Raw genomic sequence first — 14,835 nt, 5'->3', positions numbered from 1 at the left:
TCTTTTCAGAGCCAATGTTATAAGCAATGCCTTAACTAGGTTATTAGCGCTTTGTCATTAGTGCCTGGTCATTAGCGCGCCAGTCGCCTGATGAGACGATAGAGCAAAAAGACCAGCACGCCGCTGATCACGCCTACTAGATGCGCCTCGGTGGCGACCCTGGCATCGATCAGCTTAGTGATCTGATCCGTGGCGCCGTAATATTGCTCATAAGCCACCTTAAAGCAGACGCCGGCAAACAGCAGGTAGCCGGAGCGGATCTTCATCTGAATATCTTTGAGGGCGCCGTAGGCAAATAAACCATGCAACATGCCGCTGAGGCCTACATAACCGCCTAAGATGGGGAAAAACCAGTAGAGCCCCAGTCCCTGTAGCAGACAGAGCAAGGCAAACAGCAGGGTGAAATTACCGGCGCGGTAGTGGTTCTCGTGCAGAAAACTGATCACCCACAGACCCGCCAGATTCATCAGCAGGTGCCAATGATTGGTGTGCAGCAGATTGCCGCTAACCAGGCGCCACCACTCTCCGTGCGCGATGGCACTGCGGCGAAAGGCGAGCGTGCCGTCAAGGTGGAGAAAGTAGAGCAGGCTGCAGAGTATGCTGATCCCCAGCACCACGCCATAGGGCGTAGCGCGCGACGTCAGCCGACCTAACATTTTGCGTCCAGTTCGGCCATGACACCTGCTTTGTCATCCAGATAGTCATTCAGTCCCTTGGCTCTCAGCAGGCAGGCGGGGCAGGTGCCGCAGCCGCTGCCGACGATACCGTTATAGCAGGTGAGGGTCTGGTCTCTAACCAGCTCCAGGCTGTGGTACTTGTCTGCCAGTGCCCAGGTCTGGGCCTTGTTAAGCCACATTAAGGGAGTGACGAGCTTAAGTTCACGATCCATTCCCTGCTCGAGCGCCGATTGCATCGCCTTGATAAATGAATCGCGACAATCTGGATAGCCGGAGAAGTCGGTTTCACACACGCCGGTGATCACACTTTCGGCGCCCAGCTGATAGGCGTAGATCCCGGCCAAGGTGAGAAACAGTATGTTACGCCCAGGCACGAAGGTGTTGGGCAGGCCGTTATCCATCAGCTCGTTGGATACGGGAATGGCATCACGGGTCAGGGCAGAGATAGCCAGCTCGTTCAGCACGGTTACATCTAATATCTTGTGGCTGTCGACTTTGAGGTCCTTGGCCAGCTTGGCGGCGGTGGCAATCTCTTCGCTGTGGCGCTGGCCATAATCGAAGGTAACCGCATGCACTTCATCATATTGATTCAGGGCTTGAATTAAACAGGTGGTGGAGTCTTGTCCGCCACTAAACACAACAACAGCTTTAGACATCTGCTCTGTCCGGATAGAAAATTTGTCGATAGTTTAACTGACCATGAAGGCCTTGCAAATTTTCTTGTGGCGATCCGCCTAAGCCATGGACAAATTGGTGAAACCTTGGGGAATTAATGGGGTTATACTTGCTTGTAGGGGCAAAATCTTCTATAAAAGCCGCCCGCAAGTGACGAGGTTTAAGATGAAGTATCCGGTTAATGAAGTTTTTGAAACCATCCAAGGTGAAGGGGTATACACGGGCGTGCCGGCGATCTTCGTCCGTCTGCAGGGCTGCCCTGTGGGATGTTCCTGGTGCGATACCAAACATACCTGGGAAACCTTAGCCGAGAACCGCGTCTCCTCTGAGCAAGTGATCCAGGTGGATGGCGCCATCGGCCGCTGGGCCGAGCTGGATGCCCGTGAGCTGTTGATGCACTTCAAGGTGCAGGGCTTTAGCGCCAAACATGTGGTGATCACCGGCGGCGAGCCTTGTATCTATGATCTTATCGCCTTGACTCAGGCCTTTGCCGATGCCGGCATGCAGTGTCAAATTGAGACAAGCGGGACCTTCGACGTGTTAGTCGATCCCCGTGCCTGGGTGACGGTGTCGCCTAAGATCAACATGAAGGGCGGTTATAAGGTGTTAGAGCAGGCGCTGGAACGCGCCGATGAGATCAAACACCCGGTAGCCAAGGCCTCCCATATCGAGGAGCTCGACGAGCTGCTTAAAGGCATTGATACCCTAGGCAAGACCATCTGCCTGCAGCCGATTAGCCAGAAGCCCCGCGCCACCGAGCTGGCGATGAAGGTCTGCATCGAGCGTAACTGGCGCCTCTCTATTCAGACCCATAAATATCTGAATATCGATTAAGTATCAGAGACACTTATATTCACATAAAAAAACGGCGCCAACCGGGAGTAAACAGTTAAAGGCGCCGTTTTTCGTTTGTGACTCCTAGAGCCTACTTATCTTCTCTAAAGTTCCTGCTTGAGAATTGGTCAGACAGGCTGGCTATTCCAAATGACCCGACTCATTAAAGGCCGCTAGCTTGGCCTGATACTCAGTAATGTCGCCGATATGCTCATCTACCCATTGCTTGTCGTAGTAGGTATCGAGATAACGATCTCCCGAGTCGCATAGCAGGGTAACGATAGAGCCGGTTTGGCCGTTGGCATGCATTTCGCTCGCCAGTTGCAGGGCGCCATAGAGGTTGGTGCCGGTCGAAGGGCCTGCCTTGCGGCCGATCAGCGTCTCTAACCAATAGATGGTGGCGATCGATGCGCTGTCATCAATCTTGACCATATGGTCGACAACCCCTGGGATAAAAGAGGGCTCTGCCCGCGGACGGCCTATGCCTTCGATACGGCTGGCGCCGGCGCAGCTGATACTGGCATCGCCACTATGGTAATAGTCGTAGAACACCGAATTTTCTGGGTCCACCACACAAAGCTTGGTCTTGGCACACTGGTAACGAATATAGCGGCCTATGGTGGCCGAGGTGCCGCCCGTGCCTGGGCTCATCACGATCCAGCTGGGGACGGGATGCGGCTCTCTTTGCATCTGCTCGAAGATAGAGTTGGCGATATTGTTGTTACCGCGCCAGTCGGTGGCTCGCTCTGCGTAGGTAAACTGATCCATATAGTGGCCCGATAGCTCTTCGGCCAGGCGTTGTGACTCGGCGTAGATCTGACTCGAATGCTCGACGAAATGGCAGCGTCCACCATAAAACTCGATCTGTTGGATCTTCTTCTTGGCGGTCGAGGCGGGCATCACGGCGATGAAGGGCAGCCCCAGCAGGCGTGCGAAGTAGGCCTCGGACACTGCGGTGCTACCGGAGGAGGATTCGATAATGGGCGTATCTTGGGTGATCCAGCCGTTACACAGGGCGTAGAGAAACAGAGAGCGCGCCAGGCGATGCTTGAGGCTGCCTGTGGGATGGGTGCTTTCATCTTTTAGGTAGATATCGATGCAGGGCAGCATGGGCAGTTCCAGCTTGATCAGATGAGTGTCTGCACTGCGTTGATAATCAGCCTCGATCTTTGCGATGGCCTGGTTGACCCAAGATTGATCCATTGTGGCTCCTGAGGTTATTGAGCGGATAGACCTTATAGCTTAACGAAATAAATTATAACGAAAAGGAAAATCGAAAAGAAATGCGACCGAGCGTCGAGGGCGCTTGTTGTGATGATTGAAGGATCGACTGGAAAATGGCTTAAGCAGTATGTTGCAGTGGGTAGCAAACGGGATGAATTAGTTTTCCTTAAAAACAGATGCGTTTTATGGCAATAGGTAAAACAAACGGGGAAGCTAAGTTTTAAGATAAAACTGAGGTTTAGGATAAAGCTAAGATAACGCGGGAGAAAAAATGGTGGAGGGAGAAGGATTCGAACCTTCGAAGGCTGAGCCGTCAGATTTACAGTCTGATCCCTTTGGCCACTCGGGAACCCCTCCATATTTTTTACAGCAGTACAAGGTAATAACAAGATAAAGATGGTGGAGGGAGAAGGATTCGAACCTTCGAAGGCTGAGCCGTCAGATTTACAGTCTGATCCCTTTGGCCACTCGGGAACCCCTCCACGAGTATCTCTTTAATACATTGTAGGCAAATGGTGGAGGGAGAAGGATTCGAACCTTCGAAGGCTGAGCCGTCAGATTTACAGTCTGATCCCTTTGGCCACTCGGGAACCCCTCCTCAATTGCGGCGGCAATAGTAGTCAGAATCGTTGGCGCTGTAAAGCCCCAATTTAAAATAATTACTAAAGTTATGGCGCAAGCGGTCGATTAAATAGCAACGAGCTGTTTTATTGATGTTTTTTTATGCGAACTAGTCAGTTGATCATCAACGAAAATCAATTGGGGACCCGACTCAACCAGGCGATAGTCGATCATCGCCGGGGCGAATTTGGTCTGCTGCTGGCCATGTTGTCTAACGACGCCCGCGATATGGCGCAGTTTAACCTGGAGCAAACCCCCAGTGATCTTGAAGCGAAACTCAAGCGTCAGTTTGAGTTACCGGACGCTCAGCCCCTGACCAGCGCACTGCATCTGGGTGAAGACAGAGATAATAGTGAGCAGTTTCATCAAGCGGGTCTCTGTGGTTTTCATCTACAGCAATATTTAAACCCCGAGCCTTTGGTGCATAGAGGGCGAGATCCACTGGCGATGCAAGAGGTGTTGGCTAACTGCGATCCCGTTACCCTGGCACGTTTTCATAATGAACTCGACGCCGATGCACCTGTGATGGAGCTGCCCCATTTTACCGAGCAGATCGTCAGGCAACGTGCGTTAGGAGACATTTTGGCTTAGTTTTAAGTGCGAACGCTCGGGTTTTGCTATATATAGCTAAGAGCATTTTCAGTTAAAAGGTTAAGCGTCAAAATGAAGAAGATTCAAGAAGGTCAATCCGAGTTAGTCAACGATACCTGTAACGATTGTGGCAGCTATGCCGACATAGGCGCTGTGATCGATGAATTTGACACAGTACTGACTCTGGTTCGCGAGGGTGACAAGGCCCAGAGTGAGTTGCAAGCCTTGGCTGAAGCGGCCAAACAGCGTTTCGAGGGTGTGGAGAGTGACATTAAGGCGGTAGAAGGCGCCCTGGAGCTACGTCTGACCTTTGGTTACAGCGCCGAGAAGATGATTTTTCAACTCGAGCATGGCCTCTAATAGGGGCTTGCTATATTTGCTTGCTAATTAGCTAGTTATTCGTGTAATGTGCACAAATTGAACGTTAAATAATAACAATAACATCTATGTTGTACCGTCTTTGGCGGTTTTTACCTTGATAACCTTTTTATTGGCAAAGGTTATCGGCAGTAGGATTTTATGACCAAGCGACAATTTCAACATCTGCTTGAAACGATAGTCAATTCGACGCAAAAACAAGAAGGCCAGTTTAAAGAGACGGCCGAGCTTGCCTGTGATCTGCTCAGTCAATCCCTGAAGGTCGACAACATAGGTGTTTGCCTGTTTTCCGGTTGCGAGACCAGTGAGCTCATAGCTCTTTCGGGTTCTCAAAGCCAAGCTTCATTTAATCAGTCTTCTCTGAATCATGCTTCGCGTCCCGCACAGGGTCTCTGTCCTAACTATTTCGAACAACTCAAACGCGGTCGTATCATAGATGTGATCGACGTGGAGCAGGACTGCCGCGTCGCCGAGATTCGTGAGCATCTGACGGCCAACGCTGTGGTGTCCCATCTCGATGTGGCGATTCGGATCAATGGCCATCTTGAAGGTGTGCTCTATCTCGAATCTTTGCATCCCCATGAATGGCCGGAAAGCGAAATCCATATCGTCTCTCAAGTCGCCGATCAGCTGGCGTTGACCCTGGCCACCCAGAGAGCCTACGACACAGACGAACGCCTGAGTCTGTTCTTGAAGGCGATAGAGCAGTCTGAACAGATCAGTATGGTAGTCAATCTGGCCACGGATAAGATTGAATACGTCAACGGCGCCCATCACGCTATCTCTGGGGTGCCTAAGCAGCAGATCTTAGGCAAATCGCTAGCTTGTCTGGATTTCTTTAAGCAATCGCCGGTGCAGGCCGATGCGGTACTGGCCCAAGTTAAGCAAGGCAAGATCACCAAGGGAAACACCCAGTTGACCCGTCGCGACGGCGAGAGCTACTGGCTGCGCTATCGGGTGCGTCCCTTCACCACGCCAAGGGGCAACCATTACGCCTTGGTGACCGCCGAAGATTGCTCGGAAGAGCTGGTGCAGCAGAATGAACTCGAGCGTCTAGCCTGGCGCTGTTCGCTGACGGGCCTCTATAATCGCAGCTATTTCAATCGCGCCTTGGAAAAACTCCGTAGCGGCCACCTGATGTTGATCGATCTCAGAGGCTTTAAGCGCTTCAACGATACCTATGGTCACGAGAAGGGCGATAGCCTGTTGATCGAGGTGGCGCGTCGTATCAAACATTTCGCCAGCGTCAAGAAGGCGGAGCTGATGGCCCGTGTGGGCAGCGATGAGTTTGCCCTGGTGCTACAAGGAGTAGAGGATGAGCAGAGCCTGGATTATGCCATCAAGCGCCTCTATCATCAGCTGAGCCTGCCTGTGCAGGTGGGCGCCGAATCATTTGAGGCTAAACCTGCACTCTCTGTGGTCGAAATCGATGCCCTGGAGGCAGGGTTCTCTGCGCTTACCTGCGCCGATATCGCAGTGCAATATGCCAAGAAGAAGCAGGGCAGCGCGATACAGATCTTCAACCATGCCCTGTTAAACACCTTCAAAGAGGATGCACAGATCGAGCGGGATCTGCAGGCGGCGCTGAAGAATCGTGAGTTTGAGCTATATTATCAGCCGCTTAAAGATCTCGGCCGACAGGCCTATATCGGCGCTGAGGCCTTGATCCGTTGGCACCACCCCAAGAAGGGGGTGCTCTATCCAGGCGCCTTTATCGATATCGCCGAACAAACCGGCATGATCGCCGCCATAGGCGAATGGGTGTTAGAGGCCGCCTGCCGTCAGCTCAACCTGTGGCAGCATCATAACATCAACATCTCTATGCATGTGAATGTATCGGCGCGGCAGTTTTTCAGTACTCAGCTCTACGATCAGGTGTGGCAGCTGGTTACCCGTTACCGTATTCGCCCTAATACCCTGATCTTAGAGATCACCGAGACCGAGCTGATGGAAGATGTGGTCTATGCGACGCATCTTTGCAAGGAGCTGGCCGAGCTAGGGGTGGGGCTGGCGATCGACGATTTCGGCACGGGTTACAGCTCGATGCGTTATCTCAAGCAGTTCCCCATCTCTAAGCTTAAGATAGACAGATCCTTCATCTCAGATCTGAGTGTCAGCCGTGAGAGCCGCGAGATCGTCAGCGCCATCATCGCCATGGCTAAGGCGCTTAATCTGTCGTTGACGGCCGAAGGGGTCGAGACCGCAGAGCAGGAATCTTTCCTATCGGCATTGAGCTGTCATCAGGCCCAAGGTTTCCTCTACAGCCCAGCCCTTAGAGAGGCCGAATTCAGCCAGTTCCTGCGAGCCAATGCCGAGACGCCGCTACACTGACACAACTATAGCTATTCCTAACTAATCCGCTGCGGTAGTGGTTTATACGTGAAAGTTTGCGTGGGCGCTCAGCCTTGTTGTGTATAAGCCGTTATAGCCAGTTTGGCTGAATGACCAATCTAACTATTTAAGACAGCACTGCTTAAATTTCTTGCCGCTCTGGCAGACACAGGGAGCGTTGCGTTTGGGGTATTTGGGCACAAGTTGCTCGCCCTGGGTGTACCACCAGCGACCATCTTGCTTCACAAAGTCTGAGATTTCATGAATGGCGTTCAGTCCGTTGCTACCTTGGTACCAGGCGTGAAACTCTACCATTCCCGCATCTTGAGCGCTGCTGCTTCGATTAACGCTTAGCCCCAGCCAACTCGTATGATTCTCTTCATCGAGCATCTCGACACTCAGTCCGTCCAGATAATCGGGATGATGGGTCGCAATCAGATACTTGTGCAACTTGAGCACGAAAGCCGAATAACGGCTGCGCATCAAGGATTCGGGATCCGGCGCAATGACCCCGAGATGAAAAGGTTCACAACACTGGTTGTAGCTTAGGGGTTTATCTTTCACCGACCTGCCACAGGGGCATGGGAGGGAGGGGTTAATCATGATTGCTGCTTGACTCGTTTAGGGTCGAAAACTGACGGCCATAATAGAGGTTAGGTAACGGCTTGGCACTATAGTAAAACGACGGTTCCGAGCGATTGTTGGTATCTACCGTGAGGTACCATTTGCCATCTGCCTTCTTCTTGGAGACGGTGACAAACTTACCGGCGAACTCGCTCACGGGTTCTTCGGTTTCTTTAGGCGGATAGAAGCGGATAAGATAGTAGCCCACATCGGTCGCCTGTTGTTTGTCTAACTGGCGCTCGACCACGCGAAAATCCACTTCTATCTGAGCATTCTTATGTTTAATCTTGCCAAAGAAGCGTTTGTAGAGCTCGATAATGTTATCGCGCCCCATGGTGATCTCTTTGTTCTGTTGCTCGGGAATGTAGCAGGCATTCTCCGCGTAGATATCTTGAATCACGGCCGCGTCTAGCTGTTCAAAGGCGACGCTGAACTGCTTATAGAATTGATTTAAGGCATCATTGTCATTCTTTTGGGCAAAGGCTTGGAAATTGAGAGCACAGAGCCCCAAGACAAGGACAAATTTGAAGAGTTTCATTTAGCTATACGCTGCTGCTAATACTAGGGTCACTATAATCCATGGCCTTTTGATGCGAAAGATTTAGTTCTTAACAAATTGTGTCTCTAGCACTGGGCGTTGCTTTTTTCTGCAACTTTACCGCTAATCACCTCTTTTCTCGATGTTTACAAGCATCAAGGCTTCTGTGCCTCATAAGACATGAAATGCAAAACCTACCAGGTTGCTGACCATGGATTGGTGATTTTTGAGTCGCTTGAATGGGCCTCCCCTATAGCGCACTTGAGTTTTGCTGAGCCTAAACGGATACTTTTACCTGACCGGGTGCCTGTATGCTGTAATTGGATGTAGGGATTGGTTTCATGATTGGCTGAGTGTTTGACTCCGCAAGTGACTTGCCGATTTGCTATTAATACTAAATAGTGAGCTTTTAGGCGGTGTCGCTCGTAACAAAAACACCATAGCGGGCCCCGGCGTGTTAGTGAAAGACAGAAGTGAAGGAGATAGGCATGAGTGAAGATGAAAGCGCTTTATTTCTCGCTTCTATGCATGGTGTTAAGCCGTTAAAGGCAAGTAATGCGGTCACGCCAATTCAGAGTGGTTTGAGCGCTGAGGGGCAGCAGCGTCATCATGATGCGCAGCGGCGCTTAGCGCTTGAGAAACTGTCCCTCGAACTAAATGATATTACGCCGCTAGAGCCACATGCCGTGGTGAGCGTTAAGAAACAGGGCGTGCAGGGACAGGTGTTTAAGCTGTTTCGCCAGGGAAAATATGATGTGCAGGCGGATCTGGATGTAACCGGCCTGAGTCTAGCCAGGGCCAGAGAGCTGCTTTTCGATTTTGTGATAAACAGTCAGGCGTCAGGGCTAAGAAACCTTATCGTGATCCACGGCACAGGGGTGAATAGTCAGCCTATTCCCGCTAAGCTCAAATCTTACGTTGCTGCCTGGCTTGCCGAGTTAGAGGTGGTGCAGGCCTTTCATAGTGCGCCAGCTGCCTGGGGCGGTCCAGGTGCCATGATGGTGATGCTAATGAAATCGGAGCAAGATAAGTTAGACACCGCAGAGCAACATGCTAAGGGCACACACCGCTGGGCTTAACCTAGCAAGGCTCTTAATTTTTGAGAGCGCTTGTTGCTGCCTTAATAGTGTTTAGTTTAAAAAAAATCACCTCCGAGGAGGTGATTTTTTGTTTCTACTGTCTCAAATTAGGCTATGTATTGGTCTAAGTACGCCTGTTTGATGAGATTACCCGTTACCAGCCACACTGACGGTTAGCCTGCTTGTTCTGCTTATCCAGCCAGACTTTTAGCGGCGCAAAGTAATCGAGTACCGCAGAGGCATCCATGTTTTGCGAGCCAGTGACCACTTCAAGGGCTTCTGGCCAAGGCTTACTCTGACCCATCTCTAACATGGCGTTTAGCTTAGCGCCCGCATCCTTGTTACCGTAGATGCTGCAACGGTGAACCGGGCCCTTATCGCCGGCGATATCACACAGCGCCTTATGGAACTGGAACTGGAGAATATGCGCCAGGAAGTAGCGGGTGTAGGGCACGTTGCCGGGTACATGGTACTTGGCACCCGGGTCGAAGTCGGCTTCGCTGCGGGCGATTGGCGCCTTAACGCCCTGATACTTCTCACGCAGCTCCCACCAGGCTTGGTTGTATTGTGCTGGAGTGATCTCGCCGCTGAATACCTTCCAGCGCCATTGATCTATCATGAGGCCAAAGGGCAGGAAGGCCACCTTATCAAGTGCCTGTCTTAGCAAGAGACCGATATCTTTGGAGGCATCTGGCACCTCTTGCAGTAGGCCTATCTGCTTCAGGTAGTTAGGCGTGATAGACAGGGCGACCGTGTCACCAATCGCCTCATGGAAGCCATCGTTGGCACTGTTCTTAAAGATGAAGGGCTGCTCTTTATAGGCGCGTTGATAGAAGTTGTGGCCCAGTTCATGGTGAATAACGGTGAAATCTTCTGCCGTCTTCTGGATACACATCTTGATACGAATATCATCTAGGTTATTGAGATCCCAGGCCGAGGCGTGACAGACCACATCGCGATCCTTGGGCTGCAGGAAGAGCGAACGGCTCCAGAAGGTCTCAGGCAGTGCGTCGAAACCGAGCGAGGTGAAGAAGCCCTCGGCCTGTTTAACCATCTGATGCTCATCATAGCCCTGTTTCGCCAGCAGCTCGGTCACATCATAGCCAGGGTCCGCATCTTGTGGCGCCACCATGTCATAGACGTTACCCCATTGCTGCGCCCACATGTTGCCAAGCAGATGTGCTGGAATAGGGCCTTTGTTAGGTGCGACTTCATCACCATATTTTTCGTTCAGCTCGCCCCTGACATAACAGTGCAGCGATTCATACAGAGGCTCTACTTGGCCCCAGAGTCTGTCGAGCTCTGCAGAGAAGGCATCGGGCTGCATGTCGTACTGGCTACGCCAGAGTTCAGAGAGGTTGGCATAACCCAGATCTTTAGCTCCTTCGTTGGCTAACTCCACCTCGCGCTCAAACAGGGGACGCATCGGCTTGGCGATCTCACGCCAGCCTTTCCAGATCTCCTCAAGCTCTTTAGGATCGCGTGAGCTGGCCATGATGCCCGAAAGCTCTGGCTGAGTGAGACAGCGTCCATCGGCCAGACAGTATTTGCCTTTACCATAGAGGCCATTTAGCTCGGCGCTGATATTGGCAAGTTCGGCATTCTTCTTAGGATCCAGAGGGGCCGGCAGCACCAATGCGCTACGTAAGATGTTGAGTTTACGTGTGTTGACCTCATCCAGTGGCAGCTGGCTATAGTTGGCGGCTTGGGTGGCGAGTTGTACCGATAGGGCGGTTTGGCGTTCGCCGACAGAGGCGGCGAGGGTGGCCGTGTCTTCAGTGATGAAGTTGCTGTAGATCCACTCGGCGCGATTTTGTTCAATAGACAGATCGGCGAGTTGGCTCTCGGCATTGCTGATAAACTGTTTGGCTTCGGCCAGCTTATCTTGCTCAGAGGTTTGCTGTTTTAGACCATCTTGCCCTGCTGCCTGCTGGGCTTTGCTTTCTGCAGTGGCCTTGCTTTCTGTATTAGCATTGTTATCGTCATTACAGCCGCCGATCCCTAGAGAGAGTGCGATGACCACGGCAACCGGAGTCAACTTGGCACAAATTGGTTTCATGAGTGCTTCCTTTGTTATTTTTGTGTGGCTTTTTGTGGGGCATAGTTTACTCAATTTCACCAAATTTTACAGTTGAACGCGCTTTTCCTTATCTGCCATAGCCATTAAGGGGCTCCTTGTCTTTGCAAGGCTTCGCAAAGCTTGTCGATTTCCATTTGACAATAGGTGAACCAGTGTTTAATTTAAACACACGTTTAAATCAGAGTTGTAGGTCACGGAATGGCAAATCGATCCGACACGAAAACAAGAATACTGGATGCGGCAGAAAAGCTATTCGCCGAGCGCGGCTTTTCAGAAACCTCCTTGCGGCTGATCACCAGCAAGGCAGAGGTTAACCTCGCCTCGGTAAACTATCATTTTGGCTCTAAGAAAGAGCTGATCCGCGCCGTACTCGCGCGCTATCTGGACCGTTTCATGCCAGAAGCCTCAGATGCCGTGGTGCAATTAAAACAGGCTAGCGAACCTAGCCTGAATGAGATCTTCTCGTCATTGGTTAAACCGCTCCTCGAGCTTAACAAGTTTAAGGCCGATGGCACCCGCACCTTTTTGCAACTGTTGGGCCGTGGCTACATCGAGAGTCAGGGGCACCTGAGATGGTTCATCACCACGCATTATGGTGAGCATCTGAGCGAGTTTGTGAAGGCGGTTGCCGAAAGCGCGCCACATATTCCCCCCGCAGAGATGTTTTGGCGATTACACTTTACCTTAGGCACTGTGGTCTTCACCATGGCATCAGCTGATGCCTTGACCGAAATTGCCGAGGCAGATTTCAATGAGCACAATGATATCGAAGCCGTGATCCGCAAGGTCATTCCATATCTGGCTGCCGGTGTGGCAGTGCCTGTGACAACGCAGTAGGGGGCAACATGACACTCTTTATCCTGGCACTATTGGTCATCATAGTGCTTTTTGGCGTGAAAAATATCCGTATGCAGTGCATCACGCGGCCCGTATTCGCCTTCTTTAAGAAGGTGTTGCCTCCGCTCTCCGATACCGAGAAAGAGGCGATGGAAGCCGGCGATGTTTGGTGGGAAGCCGAGCTATTTCGTGGCAAGCCCAACTGGGATACGCTGCACAGCTACGGCCGTCCAAGGCTGACCGAAGAGGAGAAAGCCTTTATCGATGAGCAGGTCATGACGGCCCTGACTATGATTGATGACTTCAACATAGTGCAGGAGCGTAAAGATCTGCCGCCCGAGCTGTGGGACTACTTCAAGAAAGAGGGCTTCTTCGCCCTGATCATCCCCAAAGAGTATGGCGGTAAGGCCTTCTCTGCCTATGCCAATTCAACCATCGTCAGCAAGCTTGCCAGTCGTAGCGTGAGCGCGGCGGTAAGTGTGATGGTGCCAAACTCCTTAGGCCCTGGCGAACTGCTGACCCACTATGGCACCAAGGAGCAACGCGATCACTGGCTGCCGAAACTGGCCAGTGGTGAAGCCGTGCCTTGTTTTGCCCTGACAGGCCCCGAGGCGGGTTCAGATGCGGGCGCCATTCCCGATACCGGCATAGTCTGCCGCGGTGAGTTCCAGGGCGAAGAGGTGTTAGGCCTCAAGCTTAACTGGGACAAGCGTTATATCACCCTGGCTCCGGTATCGACGGTATTGGGGCTGGCTTTCCAGATGCGTGACCCTGAAGGCCTGCTTGGAGACAAAGAAGAGATAGGGATCACCTGTGCTCTGATCCCAACGGATCATCCCGGCGTTGAGATAGGTAATCGTCACAACCCGCTTAACATGGGCTTCATGAATGGTACGACTCGCGGCGAGGATGTCTTCATTCCGCTGGATTGGATCATTGGTGGGCCGCAATACGCGGGACGGGGCTGGCGCATGCTAGTCGAGTGTCTCTCGGCCGGTCGCGGCATCTCGCTGCCCGCCTTGGCGACGGCTTCCGGTCATGTCACCACTAAGACCACGACTGCTTACAGTTATGTACGCCATCAATTTGGCTTGTCGCTCGGCCAGTTTGAAGGGGTGCAAGAGGCCCTGGCGCGTATTATCGCCAACACCTATCAGCTAGAGGCGGCGCGCCGTCTGACTACCACGGGGATCGATCTTAAGGTCAAGCCTTCTGTGGTTACCGCCATCGCCAAGTATCACATGACAGAGATGGGCCGGGATGTGCTCAACGATGCCATGGATATTCAATCGGGCAAGGGGATCCAGCTTGGGCCTAAGAACTATCTAGGTCATGGCTATATGGCCACGCCGATATCGATCACGGTAGAAGGGGCGAACATTCTTACCCGCAGCCTGATGATCTTCGGTCAGGGGGCGACACGTTGTCATCCTTACGTACTGGCCGAGATGGAAGCCGCGGCCATGGAAGATACCGGCGAGGCGTTAGAGCGCTTCGATAATCTGCTGCTGGGTCACATGGGCTATGCGGCACGTAATGCCCTGAGTTCACTATGGGGCGCCTTAACCGGCAGCCGATTCAATTCGGCGCCCGTATCCGGCGAAACCAAACAGTACTACAAGGATATGACTCGTCTGTCGGCAGCGCTCGCCTTCGTCACCGATCTCTCCATGTTGGTGATGGGCGGCGATCTCAAGCGCAAGGAGATGTTGTCGGCGCGCCTTGGTGATGTGCTCAGCGAACTCTACCTGGGCTCGGCCACCCTCAAGCTGTTCGAAGACAATGGCCGTCAGCAGGACGACCTGCCGACCGTACACTATGTGATGCAGCTTAGGTTGCAAAGGGCGGCTAAGGCGCTTTATGGCGCGCTGCGTAACTTCCCCAATCGCCCACTGGCCTATGCGATGCGTGCCTTGGTGTTCCCTCTGGGTAACCATTTCAATGGTCCGGACGACAAGCTCACCATTGCCGTGTGTCAGAGCATGCTCAGACCCGGTCCGGCTCGCGATAGGTTGACCCATCTGTGCCCAGATTTCGAAGGGGATAATGGCGGGATCGCCGAGGTGGAAGATGCGTTTATCGCTCAGTACAAGGCAAAGCATCTGTTTAAGACGCTGCGCAATGCCCAGAAGGAAGGCAAGCTTGAGCGTAAACAGGCTAACGATGCCCTGTATGCCCAAGCCTATGAGCTTAAGATCATTACTGAGGCAGAGCACGACACGCTACTCGAGGCCGATAGGCTACGTAAGATAGCGATTGCTGTGGATGAGTTTGAAAGCCTCTAACGGCGGATTGCGTAAAGATTTCGGTTTTAATTTACGGGGCTGACATCTAGGTCTGGCATAA

13 protein-coding genes and 3 tRNA genes are annotated in these 14,835 nt (G+C 52.2%); 7 read left to right on the top strand and 9 right to left on the bottom strand.

Features of this window, described 5'->3' with window-relative positions:
• Positions 1–71: 71 nt before the first annotated feature.
• Together rrtA and queC are read right to left on the bottom strand one after the other, a co-directional pair.
• Complete coding sequence (gene rrtA, locus SHEW_RS10695) at positions 72–656, bottom strand: rhombosortase (RefSeq protein ID WP_011865861.1); 585 nt, start codon at positions 654–656, stop codon at positions 72–74.
• Positions 650–1,333 (bottom strand): 7-cyano-7-deazaguanine synthase QueC, encoded by a 684-nt coding sequence (gene queC, locus SHEW_RS10690; protein WP_011865860.1) that lies wholly within the window; start codon positions 1,331–1,333, stop codon positions 650–652. Before queC ends, rrtA begins: the two co-directional genes overlap by 7 nt.
• 184 nt (positions 1,334–1,517) lie before the next feature.
• Between queC and queE the strand changes: the two genes are divergently transcribed.
• Complete coding sequence (queE, locus tag SHEW_RS10685) at positions 1,518–2,186, top strand: 7-carboxy-7-deazaguanine synthase QueE (RefSeq protein ID WP_011865859.1); 669 nt, start codon at positions 1,518–1,520, stop codon at positions 2,184–2,186.
• 141 nt (positions 2,187–2,327) lie between these two features.
• On the opposite strand, the gene SHEW_RS10680 is transcribed toward queE, so the two are convergent.
• From SHEW_RS10680 to SHEW_RS10665, 4 genes are all read right to left on the bottom strand, one after another.
• On the bottom strand, positions 2,328–3,389 hold the full coding sequence (locus SHEW_RS10680; protein WP_011865858.1) for a PLP-dependent cysteine synthase family protein: 1,062 nt from the start codon (positions 3,387–3,389) through the stop codon (positions 2,328–2,330).
• Between the two features lie 293 nt (positions 3,390–3,682).
• Positions 3,683–3,767 (bottom strand) — tRNA-Tyr (locus SHEW_RS10675).
• 40 nt (positions 3,768–3,807) lie between these two features.
• Positions 3,808–3,892 (bottom strand) — tRNA-Tyr (locus SHEW_RS10670).
• Between the two features lie 31 nt (positions 3,893–3,923).
• Positions 3,924–4,008: transfer RNA gene (locus tag SHEW_RS10665), tRNA-Tyr, on the bottom strand.
• 125 nt (positions 4,009–4,133) lie between these two features.
• Here SHEW_RS10665 and SHEW_RS10660 point away from each other — a divergent pair.
• The 3 genes from SHEW_RS10660 (at position 4,134) to SHEW_RS10650 (ending at position 7,331) form a co-directional block, all read left to right on the top strand.
• Positions 4,134–4,622, top strand: a complete 489-nt coding sequence (locus tag SHEW_RS10660) for a VC2046/SO_2500 family protein (protein WP_011865857.1) — start codon at positions 4,134–4,136, stop codon at positions 4,620–4,622.
• Positions 4,623–4,694: 72 nt separating this feature from the next.
• Entirely contained in the window at positions 4,695–4,982 is a 288-nt protein-coding gene (locus tag SHEW_RS10655) for a DUF406 family protein (protein WP_011865856.1), read from the top strand.
• A 159-nt stretch (positions 4,983–5,141) separates the two neighbouring features.
• Complete coding sequence (locus SHEW_RS10650) at positions 5,142–7,331, top strand: putative bifunctional diguanylate cyclase/phosphodiesterase (RefSeq protein ID WP_011865855.1); 2,190 nt, start codon at positions 5,142–5,144, stop codon at positions 7,329–7,331.
• 123 nt (positions 7,332–7,454) lie between these two features.
• Here the strand turns inward: SHEW_RS10650 and SHEW_RS10645 are convergent, their stop codons facing one another.
• Together SHEW_RS10645 and SHEW_RS10640 are read right to left on the bottom strand one after the other, a co-directional pair.
• Positions 7,455–7,934: a YchJ family protein gene (locus tag SHEW_RS10645; RefSeq protein WP_011865854.1), complete on the bottom strand. Its 480-nt coding sequence runs from the start codon at positions 7,932–7,934 to the stop codon at positions 7,455–7,457.
• Positions 7,927–8,493, bottom strand: a complete 567-nt coding sequence (locus tag SHEW_RS10640; RefSeq protein ID WP_011865853.1) for a YybH family protein — start codon at positions 8,491–8,493, stop codon at positions 7,927–7,929. The genes SHEW_RS10645 and SHEW_RS10640 overlap by 8 nt, the downstream gene beginning before the upstream one ends.
• Positions 8,494–8,981: 488 nt before the next feature.
• On the opposite strand from SHEW_RS10640, the gene smrA reads away from it, so the two are divergent.
• The gene (gene smrA, locus SHEW_RS10635) at positions 8,982–9,572 is read left to right on the top strand and encodes a DNA endonuclease SmrA (RefSeq protein ID WP_011865852.1); all 591 of its coding nucleotides are present in this window, start codon (positions 8,982–8,984) and stop codon (positions 9,570–9,572) included.
• 154 nt (positions 9,573–9,726) lie between these two features.
• Here smrA and SHEW_RS10630 read toward each other — a convergent pair whose 3' ends face one another.
• Positions 9,727–11,631 (bottom strand): M2 family metallopeptidase, encoded by a 1,905-nt coding sequence (locus SHEW_RS10630; RefSeq protein ID WP_011865851.1) that lies wholly within the window; start codon positions 11,629–11,631, stop codon positions 9,727–9,729.
• A gap of 219 nt (positions 11,632–11,850) precedes the next feature.
• Between SHEW_RS10630 and psrA the strand changes: the two genes are divergently transcribed.
• Together psrA and SHEW_RS10620 are read left to right on the top strand one after the other, a co-directional pair.
• The gene (gene psrA, locus SHEW_RS10625; protein ID WP_011865850.1) at positions 11,851–12,489 is read left to right on the top strand and encodes a TetR family transcriptional repressor PsrA; all 639 of its coding nucleotides are present in this window, start codon (positions 11,851–11,853) and stop codon (positions 12,487–12,489) included.
• An 8-nt stretch (positions 12,490–12,497) separates the two neighbouring features.
• The gene (locus SHEW_RS10620) at positions 12,498–14,774 is read left to right on the top strand and encodes an acyl-CoA dehydrogenase (protein WP_011865849.1); all 2,277 of its coding nucleotides are present in this window, start codon (positions 12,498–12,500) and stop codon (positions 14,772–14,774) included.
• Positions 14,775–14,835: the final 61 nt, after the last annotated feature.

The sequence above is a fragment of the Shewanella loihica PV-4 genome (assembly GCF_000016065.1).
GTDB lineage: Bacteria > Pseudomonadota > Gammaproteobacteria > Enterobacterales > Shewanellaceae > Shewanella > Shewanella loihica.
Note: the sequence above shows the minus strand (reverse complement) of the source record. Positions and strands in the feature narration are given on the sequence as shown.

Bases quoted from the DNA above. Each gene is read 5' to 3' on its own strand.
- SHEW_RS10680 (WP_011865858.1), bottom strand. From the start codon at position 3,389: ATGGATCAATCTTGGGTCAACCAGGCCATCGCAAAGATCGAGGCTGAT.
- SHEW_RS10650 (WP_011865855.1), top strand. From the start codon at position 5,142: ATGACCAAGCGACAATTTCAACATCTGCTTGAAACGATAGTCAATTCG.
- queC (WP_011865860.1), bottom strand. From the start codon at position 1,333: ATGTCTAAAGCTGTTGTTGTGTTTAGTGGCGGACAAGACTCCACCACC.
- SHEW_RS10660 (WP_011865857.1), top strand. From the start codon at position 4,134: ATGCGAACTAGTCAGTTGATCATCAACGAAAATCAATTGGGGACCCGA.
- SHEW_RS10655 (WP_011865856.1), top strand. From the start codon at position 4,695: ATGAAGAAGATTCAAGAAGGTCAATCCGAGTTAGTCAACGATACCTGT.
- rrtA (WP_011865861.1), bottom strand. From the start codon at position 656: ATGTTAGGTCGGCTGACGTCGCGCGCTACGCCCTATGGCGTGGTGCTG.
- SHEW_RS10630 (WP_011865851.1), bottom strand. From the start codon at position 11,631: ATGAAACCAATTTGTGCCAAGTTGACTCCGGTTGCCGTGGTCATCGCA.
- smrA (WP_011865852.1), top strand. From the start codon at position 8,982: ATGAGTGAAGATGAAAGCGCTTTATTTCTCGCTTCTATGCATGGTGTT.
- SHEW_RS10645 (WP_011865854.1), bottom strand. From the start codon at position 7,934: ATGATTAACCCCTCCCTCCCATGCCCCTGTGGCAGGTCGGTGAAAGAT.
- SHEW_RS10640 (WP_011865853.1), bottom strand. From the start codon at position 8,493: ATGAAACTCTTCAAATTTGTCCTTGTCTTGGGGCTCTGTGCTCTCAAT.
- SHEW_RS10620 (WP_011865849.1), top strand. From the start codon at position 12,498: ATGACACTCTTTATCCTGGCACTATTGGTCATCATAGTGCTTTTTGGC.
- psrA (WP_011865850.1), top strand. From the start codon at position 11,851: ATGGCAAATCGATCCGACACGAAAACAAGAATACTGGATGCGGCAGAA.
- queE (WP_011865859.1), top strand. From the start codon at position 1,518: ATGAAGTATCCGGTTAATGAAGTTTTTGAAACCATCCAAGGTGAAGGG.